12 protein-coding genes are annotated in these 12739 nt (G+C 45.1%); 9 read left to right on the top strand and 3 right to left on the bottom strand.

Annotated elements, in window-relative coordinates; all coding sequences use genetic code 11:
• Window positions 1–2: 2 nt before the first annotated feature.
• From A3L04_RS02085 to A3L04_RS02095, 3 genes are read right to left on the bottom strand one after another with little or no spacing between them, the layout of a single operon-like run.
• Window positions 3–911 carry a radical SAM protein gene (locus A3L04_RS02085; protein ID WP_068576278.1) on the bottom strand — a complete coding sequence of 303 codons (909 nt, stop codon included), beginning with the start codon at window positions 909–911 and terminating at the stop codon, window positions 3–5.
• Window positions 908–1648: a dihydroorotate dehydrogenase electron transfer subunit gene (locus A3L04_RS02090; protein WP_068576280.1), complete on the bottom strand. Its 741-nt coding sequence runs from the start codon at window positions 1646–1648 to the stop codon at window positions 908–910. Before A3L04_RS02090 ends, A3L04_RS02085 begins: the two co-directional genes overlap by 4 nt.
• Entirely contained in the window at window positions 1596–2840 is a 1245-nt protein-coding gene (locus A3L04_RS02095; protein WP_068576282.1) for a dihydroorotase, read from the bottom strand. Before A3L04_RS02095 ends, A3L04_RS02090 begins: the two co-directional genes overlap by 53 nt.
• A 308-nt stretch (window positions 2841–3148) precedes the next feature.
• Here A3L04_RS02095 and A3L04_RS02100 point away from each other — a divergent pair, with 308 nt between their 5' ends.
• The 9 genes from A3L04_RS02100 to purQ all read left to right on the top strand — a co-directional run bounded on the left by A3L04_RS02100 (window position 3149) and on the right by purQ (window position 12722).
• Complete coding sequence (locus tag A3L04_RS02100) at window positions 3149–5971, top strand: ABC transporter substrate-binding protein (protein ID WP_068576284.1); 2823 nt, start codon at window positions 3149–3151, stop codon at window positions 5969–5971.
• A 174-nt stretch (window positions 5972–6145) separates the two neighbouring features.
• The gene (locus A3L04_RS02105; protein WP_068576286.1) at window positions 6146–7207 is read left to right on the top strand and encodes an ABC transporter permease; all 1062 of its coding nucleotides are present in this window, start codon (window positions 6146–6148) and stop codon (window positions 7205–7207) included.
• Window positions 7208–7221: 14 nt separating this feature from the next.
• Window positions 7222–8655 (top strand): ABC transporter permease, encoded by a 1434-nt coding sequence (locus A3L04_RS02110; RefSeq protein WP_068576288.1) that lies wholly within the window; start codon window positions 7222–7224, stop codon window positions 8653–8655.
• Between the two features lie 2 nt (window positions 8656–8657).
• Complete coding sequence (locus tag A3L04_RS02115) at window positions 8658–9617, top strand: ABC transporter ATP-binding protein (protein WP_068576289.1); 960 nt, start codon at window positions 8658–8660, stop codon at window positions 9615–9617.
• A gap of 9 nt (window positions 9618–9626) precedes the next feature.
• Window positions 9627–10634 carry an ABC transporter ATP-binding protein gene (locus tag A3L04_RS02120; protein ID WP_068576291.1) on the top strand — a complete coding sequence of 336 codons (1008 nt, stop codon included), beginning with the start codon at window positions 9627–9629 and terminating at the stop codon, window positions 10632–10634.
• 12 nt (window positions 10635–10646) lie between these two features.
• The gene (locus A3L04_RS02125) at window positions 10647–11177 is read left to right on the top strand and encodes a hypothetical protein (protein WP_068576293.1); all 531 of its coding nucleotides are present in this window, start codon (window positions 10647–10649) and stop codon (window positions 11175–11177) included.
• Window positions 11140–11709 carry a glucose-6-phosphate isomerase gene (gene pgiA / locus A3L04_RS02130; protein WP_068576295.1) on the top strand — a complete coding sequence of 190 codons (570 nt, stop codon included), beginning with the start codon at window positions 11140–11142 and terminating at the stop codon, window positions 11707–11709. The genes A3L04_RS02125 and pgiA overlap by 38 nt, the downstream gene beginning before the upstream one ends.
• A 97-nt stretch (window positions 11710–11806) precedes the next feature.
• On the top strand, window positions 11807–12049 hold the full coding sequence (purS, locus tag A3L04_RS02135) for a phosphoribosylformylglycinamidine synthase subunit PurS (protein WP_068576297.1): 243 nt from the start codon (window positions 11807–11809) through the stop codon (window positions 12047–12049).
• Window position 12050: 1 nt separating this feature from the next.
• Complete coding sequence (gene purQ / locus A3L04_RS02140; protein ID WP_068576300.1) at window positions 12051–12722, top strand: phosphoribosylformylglycinamidine synthase I; 672 nt, start codon at window positions 12051–12053, stop codon at window positions 12720–12722.
• Window positions 12723–12739: the final 17 nt, after the last annotated feature.

Below are 12739 nucleotides of genomic sequence, written 5' to 3' on the forward strand. Positions count from 1 at the left end.
CCTTATAACTCAAGTTTGCTCCTCTTTACTAGGGGGGCAACTTCTCTGGCGACCCTTCTAACGCTGAACAACGTTAGTGGATCCATCTGCTTCAGCTGAACCAGTAGGCAACCGCTTATCCTGACATCTATGTACTTCTTGGCTTCCATTGCTACCTTTAGGAATTCCCTAACACTTTCGGCCCTTTCAAAGTCTAGTCCCGCCTTTCTTAGCCTCTCAACATTTAGCTCATGGATGGTTAGCGGTTGCAGGAACATCTCATCAATCCCTAGAGATGCTGCAAGCTCCGCGATCTTTGGAATATCCTCGTCGTTTATTCCGGGCATGAATATCGTCCGCACGGCCGAGACTACGCTCTTATCTTCTCCAACTATCCTTAATGCGTTAACAACGGCATCAAATGTATCTGCATTGGTTATCATCTTGTGTTTTTCTCTTGTCGCTGCATCGAGGCTTATCATGACTATATCAAAATCAAGCTTCTCCCATAGTTCTCTCGTGAGGAGGGAGCCGTTGGTCTGGAGATCTAGTCTGGCCTCTGGGAACCTCTCCCTGAGCATCTTGTTGACCTCAACTATCCTCGGGCTTAGGAGGGGCTCCCCGTACTGGGACACTGTTATAGCCTTTGGATTGTCCCACCCATAATAGCCTGGTTTTGGAGCCTTACCCAGCTTTACCGCCACATTTGAATAACAAAATATACAGTCATGGTTGCATGCCGGAGTTAATTCGTAGCTTGGATGGTGAACTGGGTTGGGGTTGCTTAAATCTAAACCTTGACAGTAGTTGCAGTGTGTTGGCCATGTTATTTCATCTACGAACTTCTTCAAGAGTCTCGCTTCCTTGTTCTCCAGTACCTGAGGCTCAACTCCCATGAGCCTCGCGAACTCCTCCCACGAGTACTTCTTCATATTTTCACCTTCCTCCCGTCAGGTAGTCTTGAGTACTGGCCAAATTCCGTATTCTTAAGTTGTTCTCCCCTGAATACTGGTCCATCCCTGCAGACTAGGTAGGGGCCAAGGGCGCAACTTCCGCACACCCCGATTCCGCACTTCATGTACCTCTCTGCTGAGATCTGAACCCTTTCGTAGTTCATTATCTCCAGAACTTTCTTCAGCATTATCTCGGGCCCGCAGGCGTACACCTGCGTAAATTCTCCCTTTCTCTTCTCTAAAATATCGGTGGGAAACCCTTTAATTCCCTGGGAACCGTCGTCGGTAGTTATTATTACCTCATCAACGTAGTTCTCGATGTCTAGAAGGGCCAGCTCGTCTTTACTTCTTGCACCATAAATCAGGACTTTCTCCTCGAGGTTGCCGTACTTGGCGAGGGCGTATATTGGAGGAATTCCTATCCCTCCGGCAATCAATGCAACCTTCCCCTCAACTGGGAAAAATCCGTTCCCGTAGGGGCCCCTAATCCATACATAGTCTCCCTCTTTAAGATTGAATAGCTCTGAGGTGAACTTTCCAACTTTTTTCACGACTATAAGGTCTCTGTCAGCTAAGCTGAATGGTTTTTCTCCCTTTCCTGGGAGCCACGTCATTATAAACTGCCCTGGGGTGAAGTCCAACTTCTTGTCAAATCTAAATGCCCTAACGTTCTTCGCGACCTCCCACACTTCCTTCAGCCGAACCCTCTCTAACAATCCTCTCCCCCCTTGGTTTTCCTATTATCTCATCCTCTTCCATCACTACCTCTCCCCTAAGGATCGTCATTATAACCTTTCCCTTCAGCTTCCATCCTTCGTAGGGGGTCCATCCTGCTTTTGTGTAGAAGTTTTCAGCTTTGACAGTCCATTCTCTCTTCATATCGATGATTATAATATCGGCATCTCTTCCTTCTTCCCAGCCCTTGTTTTTTATTCCGAAGATTCTCGCTGGGTTTATGCTCATCTTTTCCACTATGTCCCATAGTGTTATCAGGCCTTTATTCACTGCATCCAGAAGTAAGTGAACTTCAGTTTCTAGCCCAGGAAGTCCCGCTGAGCCGGCCTCTTTATCTTCTGGTGTGTGCGGGGCATGATCACTTGCTATTATGAGAATTTCCTTTATCCTTGACCAGAGGTACCTTCTATCTTCTTCACTCCTCAGCGGTGGGTAAACCTTTAGGAACCTGTTCTTCTCATAGTCCTTCCTGGTTAGGAATAGATGATGTGGCGTTACCTCAAAGCTAACCCAGGGTAATTTCTTGTTTAGTATCTCTTGAAGCCCTCCTTTCGTTGAAACGTGGCAGATGTGCAAGGGCTTTTTGTACTTTTCTGCTGCTTTTAACGCCTTTTTTATTGCAACTTCCTCAACTATCGGTGGTCTCTCTGGGTACTCCTGAATTAGCTCGTAGTCTTCGGCGTGGACGCTCACTATTCCTGGGGCTTTTCTAAAATCTTCTTCAAAGTTCTTTGAGTATATTCCCCCAGTTGAGGCTCCCATAAATATCTTGTAGAAATCTGCTTTTGCTGGTTTGTTTCCTGCTAATAGGAACCCTAAAGCGTAGTCGGCATAACTTTTCTTTCTAAAGAGGAACTCCCTCATCTTGAGGGTTTTCTCGTCCATTATTGGAGGCTTCGTGTTTGGCATATCAAATACTGTCGTTATCCCCCCATGAATCGCTGCTTTCGTTCCACTTTCGATAGTTTCCTTTTTGTATTCCTCAAAGTCCCTTAAGTGAACGTGTACATCTACTAATCCTGGGAGTATTATTTGGCCTTTTTCAGCTTTAATCTTGCTGTCACCTTTTAATTTTCTTAGGGAGAATTTTGATATTTTGCCATCTTTTATGCCTATATAACCGTCAAATATCCTTTCATTGAGGAGAAATTTGCCAGAGATAACAAGTTCCATCTCAATTCCCTCCTTACACCCAATTTTTCAGGGTTCTTAAGTTTTTTCTGCGTTTCTATTCCCCTCTGCATTCCGGTTATTTTAATTGGTTCTGTGTTCTATCCTTAAATTTCCAGAACTGCTAATAATAAACTTTTACTCTCGTGTTAAGGTTTGAAATTTAGGGATCGCGGCAATTGCCTATTTATCTAACGGATTTCAGAATTCGTCGTAATCCTTAAATACTGCATTCAATGTATAAAATCATGCCATACTTCCCCAATAGTGGCATTGTTGTGCCTTTCGAGATACACGGTGGGTGATATACAATGAAAAGGTTGCTTGGATTATTGACAATATTGGTTGCACTTGGTATGGTAGCGACACCCCTTCTAGTCCCAGTTGCAGCAGCAGAGCAGGGCAAGCCCGTGGATACAATCTATCTAACAATTAGAACTAACGCAGAATCAGCGATTTCTGACGTTGCTAAAGGTGGTGCTAACGGTGGACTTGACGTCTTCCTGTATCCGGTCTCAGGGCGTGAATTCAAGAACCTTCCAAAGGACATTATTGATAAACTAAGGTTAATAAAGTCGGTTGGTGGCGAGGTTGCTATCCAGATAAACCCAGTGCATGACGACGACAACCCCTATCTAATTACAGTAGGAGACAAGCAGTACTTCAACCCATTTGCAATTAAGGAAGTAAGGTTTGCACTAAACTACCTTATTAACAGACAGTACATAGTTACAAACATCTATGGAGGTAGCGCTCAGCCAATGTATGGCTGTGTTAGGCCAAGCGTAGGTGCAGCCACTCACTTTGATCCTGTGTACAAGGCATTTGGATTCTCACCAGTTGGTGACGTTGCAAAGGCTCAGCAGATCTTTAACGAGGCTATGAAGAAGGCTGCTGAAGACCTCGCAAAGCAGGGCCACAAGCTTGAGCTGAAGAAGGGCCCAGACGGGAAGGAGTGGTGGTACTTCGATGGTGAGCCAGTTACAGTCAAGTTCATTATCAGAGTTGAAGACGAAAGAAAAGACATCGGTATGTATGTGTCCGACCTTCTTGAGAAGTACTTCCACCTGAAAGTTCAGAAGCTCCTGTGGAACGCTCAGAAGGCAATACCAGCAGTCTACTACAAGGATCCAAAGAACTTTGAGTGGCAACTCTACACTGCTGGTTGGATAATCACTAGTAACGTTAAATGGCCAGACTGGCAGACTGCAGCGTTCTACTCAACAATCTGGGGTAAGCAACCAGCTGCAGTTGGATGGAGCTATAAGCCCGAGACCACTGTTAAGGATCTTGTCGATTACTTCGGAGGTCCTGAGAAGTTCATACAGCTTCTCGATCTCAAGTACTATAACACTCCCGAGAAGCTCAAGCAACTCTACGACATGAACATTGATCCAATAGTTGAAATGATTAATTATGGTGAGACAAAGTTCAACAACAAGACGTACGTTCTTGAGGAGGGTAATGTTGACCAGTACTGGGATCTCCAGAAGATCAGCATGGCCCAGGGTATAATGGACGGCCTTGTTGTATTCATTGCAGAGCAGTGGGAATACTTCCCAGTCAACAAGGAGAGAGTTACGAGAATAGCTGCTGATGTCTCATCAGGACTATACAGCTGGTGGATGTGGAGAGGTCTCGAGACAGTCGATGGCGTTGCTTATGTTGCTGAATTCAGCCAGGGAGGTTCAATTTACACCAACGCTATGAACCCAATTGGTGGTGGTGGAGACATTTACGGTAACATGATTATGAGAGCAATTAGTGACCCTGCAGTGTATGTCGATCCAGCTACTGGTACGATAATCCCAGGAAGATGTACATTTAAGGTAGAGAGAGGTCCGTTTAAGGTTCCAAAGGATGCTGTGATTTACAACTCAACTCTCAAGAAGTGGGTTCCACAGCATGCTGGCGAGTTAGCCAAAGTTAGAGTTACATACACCTGTAAGTTCGGAAAGTGGCAAGATGGAACGCCAATGACAATGGCTGACATAAAGGCAGCAATAGCCTTTGACTATGAGTGGTCATACAAGGACGGGCCAAATGATCCTTACTATGACGAAGCAATGGGTGCAAGTACCAGAACCCTTGAACAGACTCTAGGATTTGTATTCGTCAACGATACGACTTACATAGTTTACTCAAACATAACCCATCCAGTTGCTGATGACCAAATCGCGGGAGCAAACGTCTGGTGGACTACCATCCCATGGTACCTGAGGCATGCAATGGAGGAGCTAGTTGCCAACCCACAGAAGTACGGAGTTACGCACAACTACACCTTCAGCCAGGCTGAGGGAGCCAGGTGGCTTGATCTCCTCGTTAAGGATCATGTAGACGATCTCAAGAAGGTCATAGAGAAGCTCATCCAGGAAGACGAGGCTCCATGGTACATAAAGGATGACATCAAGGGAGACCCGGCCCAGTACTACAAGGCACTACTCAACTTCATCAACAAGTATGGACACGCTTACGACAGCAACGGTCCGTTCTACATCGAGAAGTACGATCCAGATAAGATGCTCATTGTACTCAAGAGGTTCAACGGTAATCCAATACCACCAGACTACTGGAAGAAGCACCTGCTAATTGCTAGGATGGTTCCAAAGACAGTATTCGTCCCACCAAGAGTAAATGCCGGTAATCCATTGGAGATCAGGGTCACTGTAAACCTCCAGGAGGAGTTCCCGGACTGGGGAGAGAAACCAGCAGACAAGGGTTATGTTAATGTCATGATCCTTGACGAGAGCGGAAATACTGTGTACCAGGGCAAGGCAGAACTTAAGAGTCCTGGAAACTTCGTCCTGTCAATACCAGCAGATGAAACCAAGAACTGGAAGCCTGGAAAGTACACAGCTTTAATCCAGGGAGGTCTATATGCAGGTTCAATATCATTTACCACTAAGAAGCCATTCATTGTCCTTAAGCCACAGACGACTTCGTCACCGGCTCAGACCACGACAAGCTCACCTGCACAAACGACAAGCTCACCAGCCCAGACTACTACGAGCTCCCCAGCTCAAACGACACCATCACCAACTCAGACTACGACGACTAAGGGAGGAATCTGTGGACCAGCAGCTCTCGTTGGACTTGCAGTGTTACCACTCTTACTCCGCAGGAGAAGAAAGTGAACTTTGCTCTTCTTCCCATCTTTTACTATATTTTCTGTCAAACTGTCCTAATTCTTCTAATGTATTTCTCGGTTTACTAACATTTAATTATGGAAAAATATTTAAGTTTTACAAGCTTGAAAATGTTGATGTTCAAAATCGAACTTAGATGAATATGAGTGGGGGGTGGTATAAGTGGGGTATGGGAAATACCTTGCATACAGGCTGTCAAATGCTCTACTTGTCTTACTTATCGTAACCTTCGTTGTGTCAATACTCTTTACAAAAGTTGCAGATGAACAATTGAGATCATCTATTCAAGAACAGATAAATTTGAGGGTTCGTACAGATCCAAATCTCCAAAAGTTGGCGAAATCTGACCCTCAGGCTCTAGAAGAATGGAAAGAAAGAGAATACAAAAGATTATTACATGCTTATGGGTTGGATAAACCATACTGGCAAAGGGTTATTGAAAGAACAAAAGATACAATGCTTCTTAGATTTGGAGATGTAAGATCAGCAATATTTGGAGAAACAAATGTCAGAAAAATAATTGCAATTGCAATACCAAGAACAGTTTTACTGTTTACAACATCTTCCCTGATAGTAATGTTCTTGGGACTTGCACTGGGTATTAAGGCAGCACAGAAAGCAGGTGGTTTATTTGACAGGGCGCTTTCAGTATTTGCAATGGTGACAACTAGTATACCAATGTGGTGGTTTGGAATGATACTCATCTTGATATTCTCATTTAAACTAAATCTGCTACCAAGTGGTGGAATGACTTCAATCCCACCAAAAACAGGATTTGCATATTATATTGACGTTCTCAAACATATGATACTTCCTCTGACTACAATAGTCTTCGTTTCGTTCGGTGGTTGGGCATGGGTTACTAGGAACTTAATGATTGGTACCCTCCAAGAGGACTTTATAATGGCAGCTAGAGCTAAGGGAGTCCCAGAAAATAGGGTAATTTATGGTCATGCTCTAAGAGCAACGGCTCCTCCAATAATCACGATGACAATCTTCACCCTATTGGGGTCACTTAACGGTGCAATACTTACAGAGAGCGTTTTCAACTGGCCAGGGATGGGTAGGCTTTACTGGGTTGCAATTCAGCAGATGGAGCTTAACCTGATAATGGGTCTAACATATATCTCTGTAGCTCTATATCTAATTGGAGTTCTATTAGCAGATCTAGCATATGGATACCTCGATCCGAGAGTCAAGGTTGGAGTTTCACAGCAGGTGTAATGGAGGTGAGATAAATGAGATGGGTTGACGTTAAAGACAGTCTCGCTAATTTCTGGTTTGAATTTAGGAGACAAAAGGGTGGTCTACTAGGAATAGCTTTACTAGCATTACTAGTATTTGTCGCTATTGCTGCTCCCTTTATAACCTCCCCTGACATTCCTCAAAAATGGAAATTGCCATGGGAAGATACGCCAAAAGCTGTGCCTCCGGTATGGTATAATTGGTTTGCAGGAAAACAATTGGCTCCTCATAAAGAGTACACATTCAATGATATAAAGCTCCTAGTAAATGGAGAAGACTTAGGAGGAGGCATGAGATACTACAAACTTGAGTTCACATATGACTTCAAGTACGATGTTCCTCCTACAAATATAATAATTAAAGGAATCAATGTTAAGCTCCAAGATATTAACACTAAGGCTAATATAATAATAACAGTACATAGGCCAGATGGGAAGAGTATTGAAGTCTATTCGGGAGATCTAATAGAAGGGATGGTCATACAACTTGCATACGATGACATCTCCAGGAATAATATAATCTCATGGGCTTCCCAATTTGAATCTCAGAAAGATCTGGCATCGATCGTACCAAGTACTATTGACGTAATGAAAGTCCTCTTTGCAAAAGCTCAGCCTGGTATCTTGGTAAATCCTCAGCCTCTTAAGGGAACCTACAAGTTTGATATTGAGATTTACACTTTCAACCCAGGAGATAAAGTTGACTTCAACCACATGAAAGTTATCTTCACGGGAAGAACATATGGATACATGGGTACTGACACAATGGGAAGGGATATATGGGCAGGTCTCGTTTGGGGTACTAGGATATCATTGATAATCGGTATCTCAGTTGCAGTTCTGAGTGTCTTTATTGGAGTGCTCTACGGAGTTGCAAGCGCTTACTTCGGTGGATGGACAGACGAGATGATGATGAGATTCCAGGAGTTCATGGCGTCAATACCTACATTGCCAATTTTGATTTTGCTGGCCTCATCCTTCCACGGCCACGTAACCCTGGGAATAATAGTACTACTTTTGGTCATCTTTGGATGGGTAGGAATAGCGAGAGTTTCGAGAAGTATGGCACTCCAGATCAAGGAGCAGACATACGTTGAAGCTGCAATAGCCCTTGGTGCTGGATCTGGCAGAATAGTCTTCAAGCACATAATGCCCCAGTTATTACCCTATGCATTCGCCCAGATAGCCCTCAGCGTTCCAGGTGCAATTCTCACCGAGGCAGGACTTAGCTATTTAGGTTTGGGAGATCCTACAGCTGTAACCTGGGGTCAGATGCTTCACGATGCCCAAGCTGCAAGTGCTACTATTAATGGTTACTGGTGGTGGGTGATTCCCCCAGGACTTGCGATTGCATTAGTATCACTCACGTTCGTGCTCCTCGGTACCGCGCTTGATAGGGTGCTGAACCCAAGACTAAGGAGGTTGTGAAGATGGCGAAGAAGGTTCTTGAAGTGAAGAACCTTAAAATGTACTACTTCACATCCAGAGGTCCTGTTAAAGCCGTTGATGACGTCACCTTTGACCTTGAAAAGGGTGAGGTGCTTGGCCTCGCTGGAGAGAGCGGATGTGGTAAGTCATCCATTGGTTTCACATTAATGGGAATGCCTCAGCCCCCAGGAAGGATAGTGAGCGGTAGCATAAAGATCGATGGCAGGGAGATAGTTGGCCTCCCGGAGGACGTCCTCAGAAGGGAAATTAGATGGCAGAAGATCTCAATGATATTCCAGGGTGCAATGAACGCCCTTAACCCTGTTTATACCATTGGATACCAAATGATTGAGCCCCTAATTTACCATAGAGGAATGAGTAGGGAAGAAGCCTTGGACAAGGCCATGAAGTACCTCGAGCTCGTCGGTCTAGATCCAGAAATAGTCTACAGGTATCCTCACGAGCTCTCGGGTGGAATGAAGCAGAGAGTTGTCATAGCAACAGCACTAATACTTGAACCTGACATAGTCATAGCAGATGAGCCTACAACGGCCCTAGACGTCGTTGTTCAGGCTCAGATAATAAACCTAATGAAGAGGCTCAAGAAGAAGCTTGGTCTTTCAATGATATTCATCACTCACGACCTTAGTATCCTTGCCGAGATAAGCGACAGAGTAGCAATAATGTACGCAGGAAAGATTGTCGAGATAGGGCCAAGTGAAAAGATATACAACGAGCCAGCTCATCCCTACACCCAGAAGCTCTTGGCTGCAATTCCAAGGTTACATGAAGATGTTGAAAAGCTCGAGTTCATCCCAGGAAGCCCACCAAACTTGCTTAATCCCCCAACTGGTTGCAGGTTCCACCCAAGATGTCCATATGCAATGGATAGGTGTAGACAGGAAGAACCAAAACTTGTTGAAGTTGATAAGGATCACTACGCGGCATGCTGGCTCCTGTGAGGTGGTAATATGGCCGAGCCAATCCTAAAGGTTGTTAATCTGAAGAAGTATTTCCCAGTCAGAAGAGGATTACTCGCATCACTCAGGGGAGAGCCTCCCAAGTTCGTGAAGGCAGTTGATGGAGTAAGCTTTGAGGTTCAGAAGCAGGAAGTATTCGCACTAGTAGGAGAGAGCGGATGTGGGAAAACTACAACTGGAAAACTGGTTATGAAGCTGTTGGATCCCACGGACGGTAAGATATACTTGGACGGACAGGATGTCACGGAACTAAAGACAAAGGAGGAAATAAAGGCTTACAGAAGGAAAGTTCAGATGATATTCCAGGATCCCTTCAGCTCAATGAACCCGAGATTTAGAATCTATGATGTCCTTGAAGAGCCCCTCCTTATCCACGGAATAGGTGAGACTAGGGCTGAAAGGGAGGAGCTGATATACAAGGCCCTTGAGATGGTTAAGATTGTTCCACCAGAAGAGTACGTTGGAAGATTCCCACACATGCTTTCAGGAGGTCAGAGGCAGAGAGTTGCCATAGCCAGAGCACTAATCCTCAATCCGAAGTTCATAGTTGCAGATGAGCCAGTTTCAATGCTTGACGTTTCAATTAGGGCAGAGATCCTTGAGCTGATGAAGGAGCTAAAGGAGAAGATGGGTGTTACGTACCTCTACATTACTCACGACCTCTCTACAGCAAGGTACTTTGCCGACTGGATTGCGGTGATGTACCTTGGAAGGATAGTGGAGATGGGCCCGGCAAAGGAAGTAATTGATAATCCAATTCACCCCTACACAAGGGCACTACTCGCCGCAGTTCCAGAGCCAGACCCATCAAGAAAGGATGTCATAAAGGAGCTCCCAATCAAGGGTGAAGTTCCAAGTGCTGTGAACATACCACCAGGCTGTAGGTTCCACCCGAGATGTGTTTACTTCCAGAAAGGCCTGTGCGATAAGAAGGAGCCTCAGCTAGTTGAGTACTCTCACAACCACTGGGTTGAATGCCACTTGGCTGGAAAAATCTAGCGGTGCTAAGTCATGGCACTAAAAGATGCCTTAAGGTATCCTACAATCTTTGTTGGCATTTCTCTCCTTTTTGCTGCTCTCATCCTTTCTTTAGTAGCCTTAGACGTTAAAGTCGTTGAAAAGGAAATAACTGGTAATGTTACTGGATATTATAGGATCCAGGACGAGGACATTGTTACAATACTCAGTGCCAATCTAACGTTATACTCGGAGAATGCAACCGTTATGATCTCGTGGAATAAGAACAGTAAAATCGTTAACATATCGGGAAATCCAGTAACGATTACAAATATTACAGATTTCCCTAGGATAAGCTCCAGCAATCCTGTTAGGTACTCTTTTGCCGTCGTTGGATATGCCTATCCTTATTCGTATCTATCTCCCTTGAGCTTTCTTATAATGATCATGGGGATGGCTCTTTCAATTATGGGTTACATAAGCTACATGCAGGGAGAGATGGAAAAAGTGAAAAAGAGGAGAAGGGAAGACACTAATGGTGGTGAAGATGTACAAGGAGCCACTTGGCGTAAAGGTGGACTTTGAAACTGGGATAATTCCTGGGGCCAAGAAGTCCGTAAGGAGATTAAGTGACATGAAGGGATACTTCTTGGATGAGAAGGCGTGGGAGGAAATGGTCAAGAACGGAGATCCCGTGGTCTACGAAGTTTATGCAGTGGAGCAGGAAGAAAAAGAGGGTGACCTGAACTTTGCAACCACAGTACTGTACCCAGGGAAAGTCGGTAAAGAGTTCTTCTTTACCAAAGGGCACTTCCATGCCAAAAAAGATAGGGCCGAGATCTACATTGCATTAAAAGGTAAGGGGGGCATGCTCCTTCAAACTCCAGAGGGGGAGGCGAGATGGATTCCCATGGAGCCTGGGACCGTAGTTTACGTCCCTCCATATTGGGCCCACAGAACCGTTAATACTGGAAATGAACCGTTCATATTTCTCGCAATTTACCCCGCCGATGCGGGTCACGACTACGGAACGATAGCTGAGAAAGGATTCAGCAAGGTAGTTATAGAAGAGGACGGCGAAGTTAAGGTTGTTGACAATCCCAGGTGGAAGAGCTAATCTCACTCTTCTTTTACCCTTTGAGCATTAACATTTTCATGTGTAAATAACCCTTAAAAACCTCGAATTTTTACACATTTATGGCAAGGTGATATGGGTGAAGTGGAGGGTTAGGGTTCTCGTTAGGCTGAAGGAGGGTCTAAACGATCCAGAGGGGAGAGTCATAGGCAACGCACTCAGAAACCTTGGCTACAAAGTTGAAGAGCTGAGGGTTCCAAAGTGCTTTGAGTTCGTCTTGGAAAGTGAGAAGCCTGAAGAAGAAGTGGAAGAGATGTGTAAGAGGCTACTTGCAAATCCCCTGATTCACACTTGGGAGTATACAATTGAGCCGGTGAAGTGAGATGCCCAAGTTCGCGGTTATAGTGTTCCCAGGAACGAACTGTGACTTTGAAACTGTCGAGGCCATAAGAAAGGCGGGAGGAAAGGCTGAGAGAGTTTGGTATCAGGAGTCAATAAAGGATTACGACGGCGTCGTTCTCCCTGGGGGCTTTAGCTATGCCGATTATCTAAGGGCAGGAGCTATCGCGGCGAGGCAAAGGATAATGGAGGAGGTTAGGGAGTTCGCAGAAGAAGGAAGGCCAGTTCTTGGGATATGCAACGGCTTTCAGGTTCTAACGGAATCTGGAATTCTGCCAGGTGCATTGAGGCCGAACAAGATCCCGAGGTTCATTTGCAGATGGGTTCACCTTAAAGTAGTTGACACCAACACGGCTTTCACGCAATTCTACGAGCCGGGAGAGGTTATTAGAATGCCTATAGCACACGCTGAAGGAAACTATTACATTGATGATCCCTCAAGGGTTAGGGTGGTCTTCCAGTATAGCGACGAGAAGGGGGAAATAACCGAGGAAGCGAATCCCAATGGGTCGGTTTTGAACATAGCTGGGGTGAGCAACGATAGGGGCAACGTCCTGGGAATGATGCCCCACCCTGAGAGGGCAAGTGACAGGTTCCTGGGGAGCGAAGATGGACTTAAAGTCTTTAAGAGCATGGTGGAGTGGGTTAAACGCTGACAATCCCTGCTCTAAAG

Origin of the sequence: Thermococcus chitonophagus, from assembly GCF_002214605.1 — an archaeon.
Taxonomy (GTDB): domain Archaea; phylum Methanobacteriota_B; class Thermococci; order Thermococcales; family Thermococcaceae; genus Pyrococcus; species Pyrococcus chitonophagus.